Annotated in this window: 13 protein-coding genes; 5 read left to right on the top strand and 8 right to left on the bottom strand. The window is 63.7% G+C overall.

What is annotated here, in order from left to right:
- Positions 1–95: 95 nt before the first annotated feature.
- Both AB0Y14_RS10245 and AB0Y14_RS10240 read left to right on the top strand, forming a co-directional pair.
- A complete protein-coding gene (locus tag AB0Y14_RS10245) occupies positions 96–1,166 on the top strand; it encodes an FUSC family protein (RefSeq protein WP_436589163.1) in 1,071 nt (356 codons plus the stop codon).
- Positions 1,163–3,472, top strand: coding sequence for an ABC transporter permease (locus tag AB0Y14_RS10240; protein ID WP_436589162.1), 2,310 nt, complete (start codon positions 1,163–1,165; stop codon positions 3,470–3,472). Before AB0Y14_RS10245 ends, AB0Y14_RS10240 begins: the two co-directional genes overlap by 4 nt.
- A gap of 24 nt (positions 3,473–3,496) precedes the next feature.
- Here AB0Y14_RS10240 and AB0Y14_RS10235 read toward each other — a convergent pair whose 3' ends face one another.
- The 7 genes from AB0Y14_RS10235 to AB0Y14_RS10205 form a co-directional block, all read right to left on the bottom strand.
- Entirely contained in the window at positions 3,497–4,003 is a 507-nt protein-coding gene (locus tag AB0Y14_RS10235; RefSeq protein ID WP_436589161.1) for an SRPBCC family protein, read from the bottom strand.
- A 12-nt stretch (positions 4,004–4,015) separates the two neighbouring features.
- The gene (gene tgt / locus AB0Y14_RS10230) at positions 4,016–5,317 is read right to left on the bottom strand and encodes a tRNA guanosine(34) transglycosylase Tgt (protein WP_436589160.1); all 1,302 of its coding nucleotides are present in this window, start codon (positions 5,315–5,317) and stop codon (positions 4,016–4,018) included.
- Positions 5,318–5,345: 28 nt separating this feature from the next.
- Positions 5,346–6,218 (bottom strand): SDR family NAD(P)-dependent oxidoreductase, encoded by an 873-nt coding sequence (locus AB0Y14_RS10225; RefSeq protein ID WP_436589159.1) that lies wholly within the window; start codon positions 6,216–6,218, stop codon positions 5,346–5,348.
- On the bottom strand, positions 6,203–6,748 hold the full coding sequence (locus tag AB0Y14_RS10220) for an NUDIX hydrolase family protein (RefSeq protein ID WP_129315153.1): 546 nt from the start codon (positions 6,746–6,748) through the stop codon (positions 6,203–6,205). Before AB0Y14_RS10220 ends, AB0Y14_RS10225 begins: the two co-directional genes overlap by 16 nt.
- A gap of 596 nt (positions 6,749–7,344) precedes the next feature.
- The gene (locus AB0Y14_RS10215) at positions 7,345–8,613 is read right to left on the bottom strand and encodes a glycoside hydrolase family 76 protein (RefSeq protein ID WP_436589158.1); all 1,269 of its coding nucleotides are present in this window, start codon (positions 8,611–8,613) and stop codon (positions 7,345–7,347) included.
- Entirely contained in the window at positions 8,610–9,635 is a 1,026-nt protein-coding gene (locus AB0Y14_RS10210; protein ID WP_436589157.1) for a pseudouridine synthase, read from the bottom strand. The genes AB0Y14_RS10215 and AB0Y14_RS10210 overlap by 4 nt, the downstream gene beginning before the upstream one ends.
- 7 nt (positions 9,636–9,642) lie before the next feature.
- Positions 9,643–11,169: an amino acid permease gene (locus AB0Y14_RS10205; RefSeq protein WP_436589156.1), complete on the bottom strand. Its 1,527-nt coding sequence runs from the start codon at positions 11,167–11,169 to the stop codon at positions 9,643–9,645.
- 202 nt (positions 11,170–11,371) lie between these two features.
- Between AB0Y14_RS10205 and AB0Y14_RS10200 the strand changes: the two genes are divergently transcribed.
- The 3 genes from AB0Y14_RS10200 to AB0Y14_RS10190 all read left to right on the top strand — a co-directional run bounded on the left by AB0Y14_RS10200 (position 11,372) and on the right by AB0Y14_RS10190 (position 16,944).
- Positions 11,372–11,770: a (deoxy)nucleoside triphosphate pyrophosphohydrolase gene (locus tag AB0Y14_RS10200; protein WP_436589155.1), complete on the top strand. Its 399-nt coding sequence runs from the start codon at positions 11,372–11,374 to the stop codon at positions 11,768–11,770.
- Entirely contained in the window at positions 11,767–14,658 is a 2,892-nt protein-coding gene (locus tag AB0Y14_RS10195; protein WP_436589154.1) for a DEAD/DEAH box helicase, read from the top strand. The genes AB0Y14_RS10200 and AB0Y14_RS10195 overlap by 4 nt, the downstream gene beginning before the upstream one ends.
- Positions 14,659–14,925: 267 nt before the next feature.
- Positions 14,926–16,944 (top strand): acetoacetate--CoA ligase, encoded by a 2,019-nt coding sequence (locus tag AB0Y14_RS10190; RefSeq protein ID WP_436589153.1) that lies wholly within the window; start codon positions 14,926–14,928, stop codon positions 16,942–16,944.
- 319 nt (positions 16,945–17,263) lie between these two features.
- Here AB0Y14_RS10190 and AB0Y14_RS10185 read toward each other — a convergent pair whose 3' ends face one another.
- Entirely contained in the window at positions 17,264–22,420 is a 5,157-nt protein-coding gene (locus AB0Y14_RS10185) for an Lhr family ATP-dependent helicase (RefSeq protein ID WP_436589338.1), read from the bottom strand.
- Between the last annotated feature and the right edge of the window lie 16 nt (positions 22,421–22,436).

The following is a 22,436-nucleotide window of genomic DNA, read 5'->3' as shown; positions in this document are numbered from 1 at the left end:
GTCCCCGGGACCGAAGGATCTCGACCCCCGATCCGCCGCAACCGTACGTTGTACCAAACATCCGTCGTCCAACCCCCTGAGGAGCCCATCCCACAGTGACCAATGGCCACATCCGCGAGATCGTGTCGTTCGCCCCATCCAAGGCGGACCACATACCGGCAATCCGGATCGCGGCGAGCGTGGCCGTGCCGCTGGCCGTGCTCCTCCTCCTGGGTCGGGTGGATCTCTCGATCTACGCTTCCTTCGGCGCATTCACCTCGATCTATGCTCGCCAGGAGCCCCTCAGGGACAGGCTCCGGCACCAGTCCCAGGCGGCCGCTCTGCTCATCGCCTCGATCGGCGTCGGCCTCGCGCTCGCATACCTCCAACCCGGCCCCTGGGCCGTGATCCTGGTGTGCGCGCTGGTCGGCGGCGTGGGCGCAATGATCGGCCTGATCCTGACCCTGCGACCACCGGGAGGCCTGTTCTTCATCTTCGCTTCGGGCGCGGTCGGATCGATGCCGACCACCCCGCCCGTCCTCCTGGCACTGCTTGCTGGGGTGGGCGCCGCCGCCTGGTCGATCCTGGCCGGAATGGCCGGGTCTTTCCTCGGCGAGGGGCGCCGGGGACCCGTAGCACCCGTCCCGGCCCACCACGACCAGACGAGGAAACAGATCTTTCAGCGCGGGCTGATGTTCTTCGGCGCGGCGGCGATCGCCGGCGTCGTGGGCCAATTGTCCGGGCTCAGCCACGCGTACTGGGCCATGGTCGCCGCGGTCGCGCCCATCGCCGCACCGAACGTGACCGCCCGGCTGTACAAATGCATCCAGCGCATCGTCGGTACCTTCGGTGGAATTCTGATCGCCGCGTTCCTGTTCTCGACCGGCCTGCACGAGTGGCACATGGCCGTTTACGTGGTCATTCTCCAATTCCTGGCGGAGGCCTACGTGATGAGGAATTACGGGTTCGCGATGTTCTTCGTGACACCATTGGCACTCATGATGGTGCAACTGGCACATCCGGCCTCGCCCACGGAGATCCTGACCGCTCGCATGGCGGAAACCGCCATCGGCGCCGCGGTCGGATTCGTCCTGATCCTGCTCACCCGGACGCCCGCGGAGCGGGAAGCAGACACCCAGGCCATGCCCATCCTCCGCCACAGCGATCGCAAGAAGAAGGTCTCATGACATCTCGACGCCGGCGCATGAACGCAGCGGGTCTCAGGAAGCATGCCTCCAAGGTCCTGAAGTTCTCCATCGTTCTGCCTCTGTTCATGACCATCATGTTCCCCTTGGTCTACGGATTCAGCATGCATTCGCCGTCCCCGCACGGGCTCAAGGTCGCGGTGATCGGCTCCGACCAGAAGACCGAGCAGATGGCGACGAAGCTCAACGCCACATCCGGGGGCGCCTACGAGGTCTCGGCGGTCGGATCGGCGGACGAGGCCAAGGACAAGATCGAGTCCTTGGAAATCCGTGCAGCCTGGGATCCGCAGACCAATACGGAGTACGTCGCGACGATGGGAGCCTCCACGGCCGCTCAGTTTGCGGAGGCGTACTTCGAGAAGGCGGCACCACAGATCCTGGTCCAGTCCGGGCAGTACCAGGACGCCGAGGACGTGCCCAAACCGACCGTGGACGACCTGGTCCCGCCCCCGCCCAACGACGGGATGGGGACCTCGCTGATGTTCATGGGGTTGCCCGTGCTGATCGCGAGTTTCATGACCGCGGTCGGCCTGAGGAGCAACCTGGCCCAACTCAGTGCCAAGGTCGCGATCACCATCATGGGAATCATGGCGCTGTTCATCGCGACGGTCCCGATGTTCATCGCCTACGCGGTGCACGGGGCCTTCTCCGAACACGGCTTGCCGGTGTTCTGTCTGCTGGCTTTCATGTCCTTTACGGTGATGCTGTTCCACACGGGCGGACTCAGACTCATCGGGCTCTACATGGCCCTGCCGACAATGTTCCTGCTGGTCCTGCTCGGTATCCCCTCGTCCGGGGCGGGCATGGCGATCGAATTGGTTCCGCCCGTATTCCAGGGGCTGCACAAGATTCTGCCGACTCCGGCCCTCATGGAGGCCCTGCGCAGGATCCTCTACTTCCCGAACGCGCCGCTGAGCAGTTACATCATCACGCTCATGGTGTGGTTCTTCCTCGCCCTCATCCTGCTGGCGTCGTCGTTCCTGAAGAGACCGAAAGCCTCGGATGATGATGCTTTGTCCTCAGAGAAGGACGAGGCGGAGCCGGTTCCGGCGGGCACGGGCCGCCACATTCGCCGGACGTACTCCTCGCCCGGTTTCCGGCACTACTTCGGGAGCCGGAGACTGGTCTCCGAAGAGCAGATGAAGAACCGTTTCGGGCTGGTCCATGCTTTCAAGCTGCCCGTCATCATGATGATCGCGCTGCCTCTGATGTACATCGGCCTCGTGCACGCCCCGTCGCCGAACCACATGAAGCTCGACGTCGTCGTCGCCGACCAGACCTCGGAGAAGCTCGCGCAGACCATGAAGGAGCTGCCTTCCTCCGAATACGAGGTTCGCACGGTCGACGACGCCGACCAGGCACGTCAGGACGTCACCGAGAACAAGGCCCGCGCCGCGTTCGTCCCGGCGTCCGCCGCGGGCGACATTTCCGAGCGGAAGGACCCGGCCTCGTCCATCCTGTACGTTGCGACCGGCAACGGAATGCAGGCCGAGAGCTCGGTCGAGAAGCTCTTCGGAACCCTGACGCAAGGGAAACCGATGGAGAACGTGGACGTCGCCCCGACGGACGGGCACGACAAATTCGGCATGTCGATGATGTACCTCGGCATGGGGGGAATCGTCGGCTCGAATCTGGCCGGAATGATGATCGGACTGGTCGGACGAGGCTGGCACTGGGGCAGACGCGTCGCGTGGGTCATCGGGGTTGCGGCCGCGAACACGTTCCTCCAGTACGTGATTTCGGTGCACGTGGTCCAATTCCTGCACCCGGGTGCACCGTGGACGGTCTGGGGGATTCTGTTCCTGACGTCACTGACGATTCAGTTCTTCACCCTGGGTGGGGCGCTGTTCCTCCGAAATTCCGTCATGTTGATTTCCTTGCCACTGTTCGTCATGTGCGGTGTGCCGAGCTCGGGGCTGCTGCTGCCCCTGGACATGGCCCCTCACATTTACACGGTGCTCAACCACGTGGTGCCGAGTTCGGCGGCGCTCGGGGCGATCAGGCTCCAGGTGTACCTGCCGGAGGCCTCGATCCGCGGGGATATCGTCCTGGAGCTCGTGTGGCTGCTGATCGGCATACTGCTCTACACCGCGGGCCACCTGTACGTGGAACATCTCAAGCGCAAGAACGCGGACGAGGAACTGGCCGACGCGCGACAGTACGAGGATGAAGACCCGGGCGACTTCGAGGGCAGGGTCCTGACCGGGACCGAGAACCCGGAGACGCGCCAGATGCGCGCCCTTCGGGCCGAGAGCAGGAAGGCCGCGCAGGGCAAGAGCCAACCCTGACCCCGCACGACCTCCACGGGCGGGTCAGTTGGCCGTGCGAACCCTGCGTTCAGAGGCCACGGCATTCGCCAACTCGTCCAGGGCCGACCGCCAGCCGTCGACGACGGTTGCGTGAACCTCACGGGGCAAAGGGCCCTGGCTCACGACGACGCGCGTGCCCTCAGACCCGTCGATCTCGCGTGGCAGGAACTCGATCCGGTGGAGGACCGTCGCATCCGAGGCCTCCCCGTCCGGGCCGGGGAGCGACTCCCGGTGTTCGAGGAGTTCGCCCTCGACCACGCTCACGAACGTCGAGTACAGCGGCACGGCCTGCCCCGGCTGGGCGTGGTTGACCATCGCAAGCCGGAACGTGCCTCCGGGTCGGGGATCGATCGAGATCGTGTGCGCGGGCACGATCCACCCTTCCGGGCCGTACCATCCCGCGAGCCGGAGCGGATCGACGAAGGCACCGAAGACGTCCTTGGGCGGTGCCGGGACGTCGCCGGAGATCGAGACGATCTGGTTCGTCGGGACCGTGGTCAGAATGCTCACTTCTCCGCCTTCCTACGCGTAGTACCTACCGAGAAACTCGTCGCGGTACTGAAAATATTCCCCGGAGGCGATGGTTTCTCGTGCGGTATCGACCATGCGGACGATGAAACGCTCGTTGTGGATTGAGGCGAGCGTGGCCGCCAGGCGCTCTTTGGCCTTGAACAGATGGTGCAGATACGCCTTGGTGTAGTGCGCGCAGGTGTAACAGTCGCACCCGTCGTAGATCGGGGTGAAATCCGTTTTGAAGCGGGCGTTGGACACGTTGAATCGTCCGTCCGGCGAGTACACGGCCGCGGTCCGTGCCACGCGGGTGGGGGAGACGCAGTCGAAGGTGTCCGCCCCGTTCTCGATCGCCACGAAGATGTCGTCCGGTTCCGAGATCCCGAGCAAGTGCCGGGGCTTGTTCTCCGGAAGCTCCTCATTGCACCAACGGACAATCGTCCCCAGATTCTCTTTCTCAAGCGCCCCGCCGATGCCGAAGCCGTCGAACTCCATGTCACCCAGGTCTCGGCACGCCTTCCGGCGGAGGTCCTCGTATTGGGCACCCTGAATCACTCCGAACAGCGCCTGGTAGGGCTTCTCGGACCTCTCTCGCGTGAGACGCTGGTGCTCCGCAATGCATCGCATGGCCCACAGGCGCGTCCGCTCGAGGGCTTCCTCCTGGTAACCGCGGGAGTTGTAGAGCGTGGTCAACTCGTCGAAGGCGAACATGACGTCGGCTCCGAGCCGGTGCTGCACGCTCATCGAGACCTCCGGCGTGAAGCGGTGGAGGTCCCCGTTGAGATAGGACTTGAAGGTCACGCCGTCGTCGTCGACGTGAGCCATGCGCTCTTTGCCGCGGGCGACGTCGTCGTCCCCCACAGGCCTGCCGTCCGCGCCCCGGGCGCCCTCGACCGTCCCCATGTCGATGACCTTCTTGAACCCGGAACCCAGGGACATGACCTGGAAACCACCCGAGTCCGTGAAGGTCGGTCCATCCCAGTTCATGAATCGGCCGAGACCGCCCGCGGCATCGAGCACATCCGGACCTGGCTGGAGGTACAGGTGGTACGCGTTGGCGAGCAGGGCCTGAGCGCCGAGGTCCTCCATCTGACCAGGCAGGACCGCTTTGACGGTCGCCTTGGTTCCCACGGGGACGAAGGCAGGCGTCTGGATCGTGCCGTGCGGTGTGGTGATCACTCCCGTTCGGCCGAGGAATTCGCCCCCGTTGTTGCGGTTCAGGGCCGCAGAGGAGGCATCATCGCCCGATGTCTCGGCGAGTCGGTCGCCGAGATCGAAGCGAAAACTGGGATTGGGAAATTCGGTGTTGGACACCAGACCTATCCTAGAGGGTCCGTGAGGATCAGGAAGCCAGGTCCGGCAGGCCCTCGATCATTTGCTCGGAGGTTTCCCAGAGCTTGTAGGCGGTCAACGGATCCTGCGCCGGCCGAGCGATGCTCGCGGGTTTCTTCTTGGCGAAGTATCCGCCTGAGCCGAAGTCGGCCCACGGTGCCGCCTCCGCGAGCCAGACAAGGGTGTCGGCCCCTTGGTCCGGACCGCTGAGCAACTTCTGTGCGGGGCCGCGATAGAGGGCATCGACGCCGGCGCCCGCAACGGACTCCTGAGCGAAATTGCTGCTGATCACACCCGGATGGAACGAGGCCGAGGTGAGGCCGAGGTGGCCGTACCTGCGCGACAATTCCTGGGCGTGGAGCAAGTCGGCGAGTTTGGCGTTTCCATAGGCGGTCCGTGGGTCGTACCGATTCTCCGCGTCGAGGTCCTCGAGCGAGAAGCGCGAAAAGAGGCGGTGGACCAAGGAGGACGTATTGATCACGGTGGCGTTCGATGAGATGAGCCGGTCTATGAGCAACCTCGTCAGGTAGAACTGCGCGAGGTAATTGACCTGGAAGGTCATCTCGTGGCCGTCGGTCGTGATCCACCGGCCCTTGCCGAAGATGCCGCCCGCGTTATTGGCCAGGACGTCGATGCGGTCGGTGGATTCTGCGATGTCCGACGCGAGCGCGTGCACCTGAGACAGGTCGGAGTAATCGGCGACGAAATGGCGTGCACCGATCGACTCCGCGACGGATCGAGTCTTCTCCGGCGACCGCCCGACCACGACGACGTCGTGCCCCGCCGAACTCAGCCGGCGCGCGGCCGCGGCACCGATGCCGTCCGAGGCACCGGTGATAACGATGGTCTTCTTGGCGTTCTCACGCATCAGCAACGTCCCCATCCTGCGTAGGCGAGGGCCCTGCGGACCAGATCCCCGCTTCCGCCTTCGAATTCTTCCTGGACTTCTTCTCGCAGTGCCTCTTCCGGGGTGAGCCAGGACAGTTGCAGGGCGTCCTGGCGCGGTTCGCAGTCGCCATTCACCGGGATCACGTAGCAGAGGGCCACGGCGTGCTGCCTGTCGTCGGTGAGGCCGGACTGGGACGGATGCGGGAAATACTCGGCGATCGTGAACGGGGTCAGAGAGGGCGGCAACTGCGGCATCGCGAGGGGCCCGAGGTCCTTCTCGAGATGGCGCAACAGGGCCGCCCGCACGGTCTCCCGATAGTGGACCCTCCCCGAGACGAAGGACCGGATCATGTTGCCTTCATCGTTCGGTCGTAGCAGGAGCCCCACATCGCTGACACAGCCCAGGGGGTCCAGCGTCACCGGGACGGCTTGGACATAGACCATCGGAAGTTGCTGTCGGGCCTGAGCCAGCTCTTCTTCCGAGAGCCAGCCCGGAGTGGGATCCGGGGTGCGTACTCTGCTCATAATTCGGTTCTATCTCACGGGTTGGTGTGATGCCTAGCCATTTGAGGTTTTGTTCGGCGGGTTCGGCTACCCGCTGAACCGAAGCGGGGTGCCCATCCCCGCCGCGGCCGCCCCGCCGCGACCGCCCCGCCGCGAGGTGGCAGCGGCGTGCGGTTTTGGCCCGCCAATCCGCACGAACGCGCCACCTCGCCGTGAGACGGGTGTCGCGAGACGCGGTTGGGTGGCGGTTACCCGATGGGGAGGGGGTCTCCGACGACGTCGCCGTGCCCATGATGCCCTGTTCTGTGGCGGTTACCGGAATGAGAGGCGTTTACAAGCGTTAGGTGGAGCTCTATCCCCCACATAAGGCAGGTAATCGCCACCGAATCGGGCAACCACCGCCTCAACGAAGCCCACCAATGCCGGGAGCTGCTGGTGGAGAACGCAACCGGGTCGCAGGGGCCGTCGAAGTCAGCCACGCCCGCCCCTGCGACAGTCCCGCCACTGGGGCACCCCCGGACGGAGCGCCGTACTGGCAGAGCACTCCGGTGTACCGCCGGAGCGCCGAACCGCCCCCGGCCGTACAGACGTACCGCCGGAACGTCCGAACCTGTGGCCTACGTCAGCCGGTGGGCGGCCTCGAGGATGGTCCATGCCTGAATCTGCGAGCTCAACTCGACCTTGGCTCCGGTCCCGAGGGTCTCGGCGCTGTGACGGGTGGCGTCGGGGGAGAAGAGAACCACCGACTCACCTCGGATCTCGGTGACGTCGATTCCCGGTTCGTTGAGCGGCAGATCGGGGTCGTATTCACGCCGGCCGGCCCACAGCAACTCGCCCGTGGCGATGACGGCCTCCCGGACGGCGCTTCGCAGTTTGGGATCCACCCGCGCGTCCTGGGCAGCGTTTGCCAGGTAACGGGCCAGGATGCCGGCGAACAGCCCGCCGCCTCCCGAACCACGAGTGTCGAGAACACGGAATTCTGTGTCTCCCTCCATATGAGGGACGGTGAAGCGCTCCAGGACCAGCCGGATGACATCCTCGACGTGCCGCAGGTCGCTGCCTGGGGTCTCCAAGTGTGCCCCGATGGCAACACCCTGGTTGTAGGGGAATGCGGCTTCTTGGAGTGCGTGTTCGCGGGACCCGTCCCGCTGGAGCACCAGTTTGATCCCGTCCAGGTAGCCCTTCTCCGGTGACCACAGGTTGCTGCGGAACCACTCGACGAGCCGACCCGCGGCCTCGTGCTCGCCGGCCCTGGCCAGGGCAATTGCGATGGGGCCGGAAGCGGGAAGGTTCTTGAAATCTTCCGCCTTGGACCAGAAAGCCCCACCGCCGAGATCCTCTGTCACGGCTTTGCGCAATTGGGGGTAGAGGGTGCGGCCCACTTCCTGGGCTGGTGCCGAACCAGTGCCGTTGACCTGATGGGAGAGCGCGTTGAGTCTCTGCGCGGCGAGGACGAGCCAGGCCATGTCGTCGTAGTAGGCATTCACGTAGGTGCCGAAGTTGTGGACCCGGATACCGCGGAGCAGCCGGTGGCTCTGGTCGATGACCCATTTGGCCGCGGAATCGCGCCCGGAACCGGCGGCTCGCTGGCCCGCGTCCACGAAGGCGTCCAGGAGGTGGGCCTGCCACCAGTAGTTCCAGTCGGTGACCTTTTTCCGGAGCCCTTGGACGGGCGGGAGCGTCGGTTCGCCGATCAGGGTTCCGGGCACATGCATGAGCCGGTGGACGAACAAGCGGTTCACGGAGTACGAGGCCCGTTCGGCCCGCTGAGCATACTCGGCCTTGTCCTTCTGTTTGGCGCTGAAGAACAGGCCGCGGGAGGCCGTGACGGTGCGGGACCGATCGCTCGGGGCATTCGGCGTGGTCGGATGGGTCTCGTTGCTCATGGTTCCTCCCGGTCGGCGGATCCGATTCCGGTGGAATCGGCGAACGTGCTGATCCCCAGGTTACGGTCTGATCGGATGCGAAGGTACTCCTGAGTGAACGGATGTTTGAGGAGGATTTCCCGGGCCAGCAACTGGAGTCGACCGATCGGGCGCACCAATTCGTCGTTCCTGATCTGCGGGTACAGAGGATCGCCGTAGATCGGCCTGCCGAGGGAATTCAGGTGGACTCTGATCTGGTGGGTCTTGCCTGACAACGGGTTCGCTCCGTACAGACCCCAACCGGTATTGCCGAGCTCGTGGAGGAGCACCACGCCCGTGATCGCGTTGGGCGGTCCCTCCACCTCTCGCGCCTGGAGGGCGGTGGAGTCCTTGACGATGCGCGACCGGACCGTGTGCGGCTCCGCCGGATACTTCGGCAGAGTTCGGGGAGGGACGACGTCGTTGGCGTCCGGCCGTTCAGGGACCACCGGTTCCAGCGGGGCGATGAGTTCGTACGTCTTCGATACCCGTTGGAGTTCGAACAGTCCCTGAAGCGGGCCGCGGGCCTCGCGTGTCTTGGCGAAGAGGAGCACCCCCGCCGTGAGCCGGTCGAGTCGGTGCGCGGGCGTCAGGTCCTTGTTCCCGGTGCTGTTCCGCAGTTTCGTGACTGCGGTCTGCCGGACGAACGAACCGCGGGGCGTCACCGGGAGCGAATGAGGCTTGTCGACGGCGAGCACGTGGTCGTCCTCGTAGAGGATCGGCAGGTCTCCGGGCAGCTCGGGCTCGTGGGGCAGGGGTCGGAACACCCACACGTGGCCGCCGGGCACGAACGCGGCATCGGCGTCCAACGGGGTGCCGTCCGCGTGGAAGACGTCTCCTTGGACGAAGAGCTCACGGGTGAACCCGGCGTCGTGCGGAGGGAATCGATCGGTGAGGAAGTCCGCGACGGTCCCGTACCCGCCGCTCGCGGGGAGTCTGACGCGCGTTGGTGAAACGCCGTCGCGTGGCGGGACGGGACTTGAGGCTCTGGGTCGACGTGCCATAGGACGGTCAGTCTATCGAGACGGCCGCCTCCGGGTTTTCTGGCGAGGCGTCTTCCGAGGAGTTCCGCCCGATCCTGCTGTGCCGCCGCGAATAGAGGAAGTAGACCACGATGCCGAGGGCGAGCCAGATGACGAAGCGGATCCACGTTTCCAGGGGCAGGTTCATCATCAGGTAGAAGCAGACGATCGCTGAGACGATCGGGAGGACAGGAACGAACGGAACCTTGAAGGAGCGTTTCAGATCGGGCCGCTTCTTGCGGAGGACGATCACGCCCACGGAGACCAGAACGAAGGCCGAGAGGGTACCGATGTTCACGAGGTCGGCGAGTTTGGCCAGCGGAACGAAGGCTGCGAGCAGCGCGATGGCCAGGCCGGCGAGCATCGTGAAGCGGTACGGCGTCCTGAACTTGGGGTGTGTCTTGCCCAAAGCCTGGGGGAGCAGGTTGTCGCGTGACATCGAGAAGCCGACGCGGGTCTGGCCGAGGAACAAGATCATGGTCACCACGATCAGTCCGATGCAGGCGCCGATCGCGATGATGTTGCCCATGGCCGGGAGGCCGTTGTTGGTGAAGGCTGTGGCGAGTGGGGCGCCGTCCTTCGGATCAATGTCCTTGTAGTTCTGCATGCCGGTGATGACCAGAGAGACGCCGGCGTACAAGATGGTGACGATGGCCAGGGAACCGAAGATGCCGATGGGCAGGTTCCTTTGCGGGTTGCGTGTCTCCTCGGCCGTGGTGGCCACGATGTCGAAGCCGATGAACGCGAAGAACACCATGGCCGCGGCCGCGAAGACGCCCCCGATGCCGAATACGCTGGGCGCGATGCCGAAGATCGACTGGACCAGGGGGAGCGTGAGTGCGCTGCCGTCGGCCTCGCTGGCTCCTTGGGCGGGCGGGATGAACGGAACCCAGTTGGAGACCTTGACGAAGAAGATGCCGACGATGATCACGGCGACGACGACCAGGAGCTTGATGCCGGTGACCACCTGGTTGAGCCGGCTCGACAGCTTGACGCCGGTGATCAGGACGACCGTCAGGGCCGCGACCAGCAGGAACGCAGGGAGGTTGATCCAGCCGGTCTCGGTCGAGGCCAGGGCGTCCGGGATGGCGAGCGGCGTATCCGCGAGCAGGACCCCCAAGTATTGACTGAAGGACGTCGCCAGTGCGGCCGCGCCGACCGTGAATTCGAGGATGAGGTCCCACCCGATGATCCAGGCGGCCAGCTCTCCGAGGGTCGCGTACGTGAAGGTGTAGGCGGAACCGGCGACGGGCACGGTCGAGGCCAGCTCGGCGTAGCACATGGCCGCCAGCCCACAGGCGAGCCCGGCGATCAGGAAGGACAGGACAATGGCGGGTCCCGCATTGGTTGCGGCGGCATGACCCGTCAGCACGAAGATGCCCGCTCCGATGCACACGCCGACGCCGAAGACGATGAGATCGAGTGCACCGAGATTCTTCTTGAGCTGATGCTCGGGTTCTTCGGTGTCCCGAATGCTCTGCTCGACGGACTTGGTGCGAAATAGCCCAGAGGTCATGATGACTCCTTGCATCTCAGGGCAGGCCTACAATATTGACGCCTGAGCATACGCCGAGCTAGCAGGATGAGGACGCGGAATCTCAGGATGTGAGATATTTAGCTATCCTCTTTTCGGCCAGTAGGGTGCGAGTCAGGCATGCGAGCTTTGGTAAGGTCCCAGTGGTTGAGGGCACACCGTCGGGGTTGAGTCAGGAGCACATATGAAGAAGCGAATTGAAGTTGTCGGTGCAATCCTGACGCGTGGTGATGCTGTGTTCGCAGCACGGCGGGGGCCCGGAATGACTCTAGAGGGCTATTGGGAGTTTCCGGGTGGCAAAATTGGCGCGGGAGAAACGCCTCAATTGGCTTTAGCTCGGGAAATGCGCGAAGAGCTAAACTGCGAAGTAGAGGTCGGTGAATTTGTCACCGCGACCGAGCACGAGTACGACTTCGGAATCGTCGTCCTGTCTACGTATAGGTGTACACTCAAGGGCTCAGATCCTGAACTTTCCGAACACTCCGAAATTCGCTGGGTTCCCGTGAGTGAACTCAGCGTGCTCTCCTGGGCACCCGCAGATGTGCCGGCGGTGGAGATCATACAGGGCGATAATCGCCCATGACGGCATCACAATCGGGACTTCGCGCAGATCTCGAGTACGGGTTTGTCGATCGTCTTGCAGCATCGGACCGACGCCAGCACCCGGAGCTCATCTCGAATGATGGGGAAATGACCATGCTCCGGGCGCTTGAAACGGAGCTGAAGAAGTCTAATCGGTTCGTCTTTTCGGTGGCATTCATCAGTTCCGGGGCCCTGGCCTTACTGAAACAATGCTTGCTGGACTTCCAAGGCAGGGGAACCATCATAACCTCGACGTATTTGGGGTTTAACGATCCTGATATGTTCCTTGAACTGCTGGCCTTGAAGAATATTGATGTCCACGTCTATCCGGATGAAGCATCCGGATTCCACCCCAAGGGATATCTCTTTGACCAGGATTCTGGGCAGACTGTCATCGTGGGCAGCTCAAATCTCACCCGAAAGGCGCTGCTTTCTAACGAGGAGTGGAACCTGAAATTTGCGGCGGCGCCTGAAGGGCACATTACGGAGCAGGTTCATCGGGCGCTCGACAAGCAGCTGCGCAAATCTGAACTGTTGACCCCGGAGTGGATTGAGCAGTATCGAGAGGGTTGGGTCGCGCTTGTTGGGCCAGAAGAACGTGAAGCCGGTCCTCGTGACGTGCTCCCGAGCGGTGGCATCACCCCAAATGAGATGCAGGCTCGAGCCCTCGAGGCGCTTACAACTCTGAGACAAGAGGGAGAGAAACGCGCATTAGTCGTCTCCGCTACGGGGACGGGAAAGACGATCCTGGCCGCCCTCGAAGTAAAACAGGCTCAGCCCCAGAGGTGCCTCTTCCTAGCGCACACCGAGGGCATTCTGAATAAGGCGAAGGAAGAGTTCGCCCGTGTACTGGGTATCAGCATGGACGCGATCGGGTCCATCGGCGGCGGAAAATTTCAGGGCGATCGAAACCTGACTTTTGCGACAGTCCAGTCGATGCACCAGGCAATTAAGAACGGGAAATTATCTCCCGCTGATTTTGACTACATCCTCATCGATGAAACTCATCGGGCGGGCTCGAAAACATACTTGCGAATTATAGATTATTTCGCCCCCAAATTTCTATTAGGTCTGACCGCTACTCCGGACCGTATGGACGATTTCAACATTTACCAGCTATTTGACTATAACGTTGCGTGCGATATCCGCCTACAGGATGCCCTAGAGGTTGGGATGTTGGCTCCTTTTAATTACTATGGCGTCAGCGATTACACAGACTTGAGCGGAAACACCGTCAACGAAACGAGCGATCTGGCGAAATTGGTGACGGACGAGCGCATGAGGCACGTTCTTTCGATGATCAAAACCTACGGTCACGTAGGGGGCGTTAGAGGGCTGATTTTCTGCTCGCGGAATGACGAGGCTGTGAGAGTCGCCAGTTGGATGACTGGAAAGGTGGTTAATGGTCAACCTCTGAAGGTGCGTGCTCTCTCTGGGCAAGTCCCTGTTTCTGAACGGGAATCGGCGATGCAGCAGCTATCGGATGGCGATCTTGACTATCTTGTTTCTGTCGACATCTTTAATGAGGGTATCGATATACCCTCCATTAATCAGGTGGTCATGATGCGTGGTACGGAATCCAGCATCATATTCACTCAACAGCTCGGTCGCGGCCTCCGAAAGGCGGCTGGTAAAGATCACCTTCGTGTCATCGACTTCATTGGGAATTACAGTAATAACTTTCTCATCCCCATGGCGTTATACGGTAACTCGTCGCTGAATAAAGATGAGCTGCGTGCCAAGGTTCTCGAGTCATCAAGTATCGCTGGCGTTTCCCGGGTCAACTTCGACCGAGTGGCACGACAGCGAATCATCGACTCGCTGAATCAGGCGAGGATCGGAACTTGGGGCAATCTCAGCCAGGCTGTCAGAGATCTGGGTCGCCGGATTGGGGCAGTGCCACGGTTGCTGGATTTGGCGCTTCATGATGTGGCCGACCCATTGCTCGTCGCGACACTTACCAGGACAAGAAATTACTGGAGCTTCCTTGCGGAAGCTGAGCTCGTGGGTGACTGCCCCAGCGAAGAAGAGGCGCAGTTTCTGCGCTTCTTGAGTAGCGAGGTCCTTAGCAGTAAGCGACCACATGAGGCCCTGGTACTTCGCCATCTCCTGCGTGTGCAGGGCGGATGCGCAACCATAGAAGACTTGCGGCAGGTCTTGAATGGTGAAGGGGTCAAGTCGATCGACGCGTCGTTGCTCTCCAGCTTGCGGGTTTTGGACTTTGGGTTCTCTACGAAACAAGAGCTCGAGAAATATGGCGACGATCCAGTCGTTACGCGCCTCACCGATGCCGTCCGGCTCTCCAATAACTTTGCCGACCTGTACGCGTCCAGTTCTTCATTTGGCACATATGTTGACGATGTTATTGATACTTCTCTGCATCTGGCTAGGCATCGTTTCGACTGGCAGGGCGGTCTTGTTGTCGGTTCGAGATATTCTAAGAAAGACGTTTGTAGACTACTCAATTGGCGGTCGAACCAAAAGGGGGTAATGTTCGGATACAGGGTGGATACTGCCACGATGACATGCCCTGTTTTTGTTAATTATAATAAATCGATCGGGGTAACATCTCAGATCGATTATGAAGATTCGTTCGATGGCACCTCGACCTTCACTTGGTATTCCAGGAGGGGGGTAACACTTGAAGATAAAACGGTTCGGAAGATTCTAGATCCGGTCAATCCTCCAAAAATTCATTTATTTGTGCGTAGGCATATTGCTGAAAGCCGGGAGTTCTACTATCTGGGTAAAGCTTCCCCCCGCGCAGCGGAAAATTATCGAATGCCAGGCGATTCCGAATTGGTGAACGCCGTCAGGATAAGACTTGACATTGAAAAACCGGTGGCGGCTGAGTTGTACGACTACTTCGAAGGAACGCCGGAGTCATGAGTCCTCTGAGACCGGAGGTCCCCTGGCTAGTCATCAACTCCAGCGGTGCTCGTCGGTCGTCGTCCTGCGCCGGGGCGGCTGTATCACATACTCCCCGGCGCGTCGATCTCCGTGAGCGACATAGACCGGGGACTTCTCCGTATCGGTGGGACGCATCCGCACATCGCTCCGCGGTAACCTGCCGATTCCCGCCCCGTCCGAAGGAAAAGTAAGCTGGGTCACCATAGCCCCCAGTCCGATGGACAGTCCACGAAAACGAGGTCACCGATGTCCCAGAGTCAGGAACCCCAGGAGCAGGGTCAGCGAAAGCTCCTCTGGAGCCCCACCCGGGAATCGATTGAACAGTCCCGGATGTATGCGTTTGCTCGCCGCATCGAGCAGAAGTACGACGTCGACCTCCCGGACTATGCTTCCCTCCACGCCTGGTCCATCGAGAACCTCGAGGACTTTTGGAGGGAGGTGTGGGACTGGTTCGGCATCGTGGCCTCGCGGACATCGGACCAGGTCCTGACGACTCGAGAGATGCCGGGCGCGGAATGGTTCCCTGGGGCTTGCCTGAACTACGCCGAGAATTCCCTCCGAGCGGCGCAGACGCGGCCGAACGACGTCGCCATCATCGGCGACCACGAAACCGCCGAACGTACCGAGACCACGTGGGCGGACCTCGAGGCGCAGGTCGCCTCGCTCGCGAAAGAGCTCCGTGACTTGGGCGTCAAGCCCGGCGACCGCGTCGCCGCCGTATTGCCCAACATCCCGGAAACCGTGGTCGCACTCATGGCGACGGCCTCGGTCGGTGCGATCTGGTCGGTGGTCAATACCGACTTCGGGCCACCCGCCGTCGCGGACCGGTTCGCCCAGATTGAGCCGAAGGTCCTCTTTGCCGTGGACGGCTACACCTACAACGGAACACTGCGCGACATGACCGAGACGGTACAGCCGCTCCGTGAGCACCTGCCGACGGTCGAACACGTGATCATGATCGACCAGTGCGACCCTTCCGACGTCGGGCGCATCCCCGCGGATGTCAGTCTGTTCTCGGACATTGTCGCGGCCCCGGCCGAACCGCGATACGAGCAGGTTCCCTTCGGTCATCCCCTCTGGGTCCTCTACTCGTCCGGGACCACGGGCAAGCCCAAGGGCATCGTTCATTCCCACGGCGGCGTAACCCTCGAATTCGTGAAATCCCTGGGGCTCCACGCCGGGGTCGGCGAGGAGGACATTGTCTACACCGCCGTCGCGACGACGTGGATGATGTGGAACCTGCACATGGGGAACCTGCTGGTCGGCAGCACGATCCTGGTCTACGACGGGTCGCCCGCGTACAACGGCCCGGACAAGTCCCTGGAACTCGTCGCGCGGAACAAAGTCACCTTCTTCGCTACAGGCGCCGGAATCCTCAGCATGGCCCAGCGCGCGGGGCTCCACCCCAACACGACCTACGACTTCTCAGCCCTGAACGGCATCCTGGTGACAGGTTCGCCCCTTCCCGATCCCGCATGGGACTGGGTCTACGATGCCGTCAGCCCAGACGTCCGGCTGGGCTCGGATTCCGGCGGCACGGACGTCACCACGGCCTTCGTCGGCAGCAACCCGTACATGGACGTCTACAAGGGCGAGATCATGGGCCCGTACCTCGGCGTCGATGCGCAATCCTGGAATTCTGACGGGCGGCGCGTATGGGACGAGGTCGGCGAACTTGTGATGACGGTGCCCATGCCGAGCATGCCCGTTTTCTTCTGGAACGACGACGACGGCAGCCGGTACCACGATGCCTACTTCGATCTCTTCCCCGGAACCTGGCGCCAGGGCGACTGGACGACCCAGCGCCACGACGGCCGGATGGTCATCCACGGGCGTTCCGACTCCACGATCAACCGTGGAGGCATACGCATGGGCTCCGCGGACATCACGGACATCGTCGACCAGGTCGACGGCGTCGCCGCGTCCATGGTGATCGGCGCCGAACTCGCTGGGGGCGACTACTACATGCCCTTGTTCGTGGTTCCCCAGCCCGGAACAAGGCTCACGGAGGAGCTCAAAGCCGAGATCGTGCATACGATCCGGACTCTGATCTCGCCCCGCTACGTCCCGGACGAATTCATCGAGGCCCCCGCGGTTCCCCGAACCCGCACCGGGAAACTCATGGAGATTCCGGTCAAGAAACTCTTTCAGGGGGCGGACCCGGGAACGTTGAACCGGTCCAGTGCCGAGGATGCCTCGGTTCTGGACTGGTACGCCCAGGCCGCCCGACTCTTTCGGAAGAGTCGGGGCGCCGCCGACCGCTGAGTGCCTCTCGCGCTTTCCCACCCTGTGCCGGGCTGACCTGCCGACCAAAGCAGTACGTCTCCGACGAGGTGGCACTCCGATGCAGAAATGCGCGCGAAGTGGCAAGTTCGAGCGGTTGTGGCCGCCAAACGTGCACGAGGTTGCCACCTCGGGCCGAGAAACGCACACGGGCCGTTGTGTCACTAGCCCCAGCAGGGCATGGACGACAGCCACGTCATCACCGCCGGGACCTGGATCTCAGCAGGAGTCGTCGACGCCGGCCGGCCACCATTGGTCTCTGAGCCGACTTCAGAGAGCCGTCCCAACCTACCGTCCCAACCTACCGTCGCATCCGGATGCCGCGCGGTGTCGTGTAGAAGCCTGCCCCGACCAAGCTGTCGCGGAGCACGGCAATGGGGGCGCGCTCGCCGTCGTCGCTCGTGGCCCCGCGTTCGAGAATCGACAGGCCGTTGACCTTCTCGACCACGAGCTTGTCCACGACCCCGATCCGCACGGCAGAGGCGACGGCGGGGCCCGCGAGGTCCAGAGCGGTTTCGTCCGTGGAAAAGGCCAGCATCGTCTTTCCCCCTCGCTCGATGTACAGCACCGGGGCACCATCCACCAGCACCACCAGAGCCCCGGCCTTCCTCCCGGGCCTGGCCATGCGGGACTCGTCCTCCTGTCCATCGGATGCGCGACCGAGCAACCGCGACGGGGGAACAGCCTCGGGCCAGGGCAGTGCGGCACCGTAGGCATTCGCCGGATCGCTTGCGGCCAGGATCACCGATTCGGGGGACCGCGGTTCGGACGCCGATTCCCTGAGCTGGTCGTCGATCGTCGAGGACCTGAGAATGTCCACGGTCGAGGGCGCGGCGAACTGGGCACCGCCAAGGCCCTCGATGAAATATCCGCGCCGGGCTTCGCCCTGGTCCTCCTGCGCGGTCAGAATCTGGTAGACCGCCGCGAAGCCGCCCGGAGTCTCCTCCTGGGCAACAGCGCCCCTCGTCAGCACTCCGTATCGGTCCAGCATGAGCTGAGCCATCGCGACGGCGCGCACGGTCATGTCCAGGGGGTCGTCGTCGAGGAACGCGCTCACCCTCGACCACCGACCGCTCAGCTCGCGTTCGCGTTGGGGGCTCAGCCCCGACATCCCCGCGGGCGAATCTCCCAGTCCACCGTGCGAGGGCTCCAATCCGGTCGACGACGGGTCGACGCCGGACCCCATGGGGCGACGGCCAAGGCGAGCCGTCGCGATCCTTCCGGCGCCTCGACGGCCCCTCGATCGGGATCGCCCTGGTGCCTTGGGGCGAGCATGAGCGGACTTGCCTCCGTCCAGGAACGCACGGAGTGGGCCTGCCGTGTCGTTGGTGACCAACCCGGCCCACACCAGTTCCCACAGTGCGTCGCCCGCGGTGCCGAGAGCGAGACCGGCCCGGGTCGCGATGCGAGGAAGGAAATCGGCGCCCTCACCCATCGCGTCGAATACTTTGCGTGCGTCGTCGCTGAGATCGTCCAGTCGTTGGGGCGGCTCCGGGGGCACGGTCAGGTCTGCCGATTCGGTCAGATGCAGACTTACCCACCCGTCCTGTCCCGGAATCGTGCCCGAACCGGTCCACAGGACATCTCCGCGGGACATGGCCTCGTCCAGCATGCGGGGTTGGTACCCCCGGATACGGGCGGGCAGCACAAGGGTCTCGAGTGCCGAGGCGGGGACGGGGAAACCGGCCAGTTGGTCGATGACGGTGAGCAGACCGTCGGAATCGTCGACGCGCGGGTCGTCGGGCGCCCCGTCCGCTCTCACGTGCTGCCAGGCGGGGAGGAACCGAGCGTAGGTCGCGCCGTCGACCGGTTCGATCTGGGACCGCAGTTTGGCCAGGGAACGACGCCGGATCGTGCGGAGCACCCCCGCGTCGCACCATTCCACGGCCTGTTCTCCGCCAACCTGCCCACGAGTCAGCTCTGGGGGCAGGAAGCGCCCCTGAACCACGCGCCGGTCCACGGCCAGACGGTTCAGGACCGTCTCGACGACGGCCGTTCCCAAGCCCAAGGCTTCGGCGGCCCGAACCGTCGTGAACGGGCCGTGAGTTCGAGCGAAGCGGGAGACGAGGTCACCGAGGGGGTCGTCCACGGGTTCGATGAACGCGTGGGGCACGCCCATGGGCAACGGGGTGCCGAGTCCATCGCGCAAGCGGGCGGCGTCCTCGACCGCCGCGACCCGTTCCTCACCCGAGATCCTGGTGATGAAAGCACGGTTCGCATCGACCAGTTCCTGAGCGAAGGAGCTCGCGTCCTCTCCGTCCTCGAGCCGGACGGCGGCGTCGTGCGTGGTCAAAGGCCCCAGAATCCGCAAGAGATCCGCGAGACCCTCGACGCCGTGCAATTGTCGGCCCTCCGCCCGTCGCTGGAGCTGCGTCTCGGTCTCGCGAATGACGTCCGGGTCCAGCAGCTCCCGCAGTTCGTCCTTCCCGAGCAACTCGGACAGAAGGCCCGGATCGAGAGACAACGCCGCGGCCTTGCGCTCGGCAAGGGGAGAATCCGTGTTGTAGAGGAATTGCCCGACGTATCCGAAGAGCAACGTCTTCGCGAACGGGGATGGCTCGGGCGTTTCGAGCTCGCGCACTGTGATGCGCCGGGACTCGATGCTCTCGTGGATGCGCCGCAGGGCCGGAAGATCGTAGACATCTTGGAGGCATTCGCGCACGGTCTCCAGGATGATCGGGAAATTCGGGTGCTTCCGGGCGACGTCGAGCAACTGGGCCGAACGCTGGCGCTGTTGCCACAGCGGCGTCCGTTTGCCCGGGTCACGACGCGGCAGGAGCAGCGCACGTGCGGAGCACTCCCTGAATCGCGAAGCGAAGAGCGCGGAGGAGCCGACCTGCTCGGTCACGACGGCTTCGATCTCGTCCGGCTCGAACATGAACAGATCGGCACCGGGAGGATTCTCCTCCATGGCCGGAACGCGGAGAACTATGCCATCGTCCGCCGCCATGGCGGAGCCGTCCAGGCCGTAGAGCTCGTCGATGCGCGCTCCCACGGCCAGGGCCCACGGGGCATGTACAGGCATCCCGTACGGCGAGTGCAGGATGACCCTCCAGTCGCCGAGTTCGTCGCGGAAGCGTTCGACGACGACGGTCTTCTCACTGGGCACCTGCCCGGTCGCGACACGTTGCTCGCCCACGTAGGCGCACAGGTTGTCGACCGCCCAGTCGTCCAGCCCGGCGTCGGCCAGGCGCTCGCGGGCCGCAGCGGCACCCTCGTCGCCCTCGGAGAGTGCAGTCGCCAACTCGCGTGTGAATCTTCCGGTCGCTTCGCCCAAGTCTACGGGTCGCCCCGGGCCGTCGCCGTGCCAGAAAGGCAGCTTGCCGACCTGGCCCGGAGCGGGAGTCACATTCACGCGGTCGTGCGTGATGTCTTCGATGCGCCAGCTCGTGGCGCCCAGGGCGATGACGTCGCCGGAGCGAGACTCGTAAACCATCTCCTCATCGAGCTCACCAACTCGCTTCGGACCGCGGGTCTGCTCGTCGGAGCCAACAATGTACACCGGGTACAAACCACGATCCGGAATCGTGCCTCCCGACGTGACGGCGACGCGTTGGGCACCCGGTCGGGGCTCGAGGGTTCCCGCGTCCCGGTCCCAGACCAGACGAGGGCGCAACTCGGCGAATTCGTCAGAGGGGTACTTGCCGGCGAGGAGGTCGAGGACGGCGTCGAACGCGGACCGTGGCAGGGCAGCGAACGGTGCCGTATGCCGTACGGCGTCGAACCACGCCTCGACGTCGATCGGTCCGAGGGCGCAGGCGGCGACCGTCTGTTGGGCGAGGACGTCCAAAGGATTGGCAGGAATATGCAGCGGTTCGATGGCACCGGAACGCATCCGTTCCACGGTGACGGCGGATGAGAGGAGATCGCCGCGGTGCTTCGGGTACATCACGGCGCGTGAGACCTCGCCGACCTGGTGTCCGGCGCGACCCACACGCTGGAGGCCACTGGCGACGCTCGGCGGGGACTCGACTTGGATCACGAGGTCCACGGCGCCCATGTCGATTCCCAGCTCCAGGGAGCTCGTGGCGACGACACACCGGAGACTTCCCGATTTCAATGCGTCTTCGATCATGGACCGTTGGTCCTTGGACACCGACCCGTGATGGGCCCGCGCGAGTTCTGCCGGCGCGGTGCCCGAGGTCAGGTGGTTCACCGCGGCCGGCGCGTAGGGGATCTCGTTGCCGTCGGGAAGGGCGCCGGGATCGCCTTGTTCCGGTCTGTTCCGCGTACCCCTCTCCGAGTTCCGCCCCGCGGTTCCGGAAGGAACATTTCCTCGTTGCTCTTCTCGGAACGCGTGGACTTCATTGAGTCGCGACGTCAGTCTTTCCGCGAGCCCGCGGGAATTGGCGAACACAATGGTGGATCGATTGGCCTCGATCAGGTCGACCATTCGTTCCTCGACGTGCGGCCAAATGGACGCGACGACGGTGTGGGGCGGCTCGGGAGGGAGGGGCCTGGACGTCGAGGGCGCGCCCTCCTCGGCCCCGTCGTTTCGTGTCAGGGGAGATTCGAGGTCCAGCCCCAGAGCGTCCTCGAGCGTTGCCGTGCCGGACGAGGCCGATCCCGCGCTGACCCCCGAACGCTGTCCCGGGAGATCGGTTCGGGGCACCGGCGTCGTCAGGTTGGACATGTCGGGGACCGGCACAGAGACGGAAAGGTCCCAGTTCTTGACCGATTCGGGCCGGACAACGCTCACGGGGGAGGTGCCGCCCAGGAACCGTGCGACCGTCTCTACGGGTTCGACCGTGGCCGAGAGCCCAATACGTTGAGCAGGTTGGGGCAGGATCCGGTCCAGACGTTCGAGGGAGACCGCCAGGTGAGCGCCGCGTTTGGTCCCCGCAACCGCATGCACCTCGTCCACGATCACGGTGTCGACCTGGGAGAGGCTCGACCGCGCCTTGGAGGTCAGCATCAGGTACAGGGACTCCGGCGTCGTGATGAGGATGTCCGGCGGATCGGTGAGCAGCTGCCGCCTTTCCTTTGCCGGAGTGTCTCCCGAGCGGATCCCGACCGAGACCTCGTTGGGCTCGGTCCCTTGGTACTTGGCGGTCTGGGCGATTCCGACCAGGGGAGACCGGAGGTTCCTCTCGACGTCCACACCCAAGGCCTTGAGCGGGGAGATGTAGAGCACCTTGGTGCGGTTGGTGGCCTTCTTGCGGCGGTTCTTCGCTCGCTGTCGGCCCGAGTCCGGTGTGTTCTCCGAGGCTTCGCCGTCCCCGGGCGATTGGGTTCCCTGGCGTGGCGCGCTCTGACCGCTGCCGGTGTGCATGAGCCTGTCGAGGGCCCAGAGGAATGCGGCGAGGGTCTTGCCGGATCCGGTCGGTGCGACAACGAGGGCGTGGCGCCCCTGGGCAATCGCGTCCCAGGCGCCGTCCTGCGCCGAGGTGGGTTGCCTGAAGGCACCCGTGAACCATTCACGGGTGGCCGGACTGAATCGTTCGAGAGCCGATGGCATATCTCCCATTGTGCCT

Source organism: Rothia sp. HC945 (assembly GCF_051370785.1).
Taxonomy (GTDB): domain Bacteria; phylum Actinomycetota; class Actinomycetes; order Actinomycetales; family Micrococcaceae; genus Rothia.
Note: the sequence above shows the minus strand (reverse complement) of the source record. Positions and strands in the feature narration are given on the sequence as shown.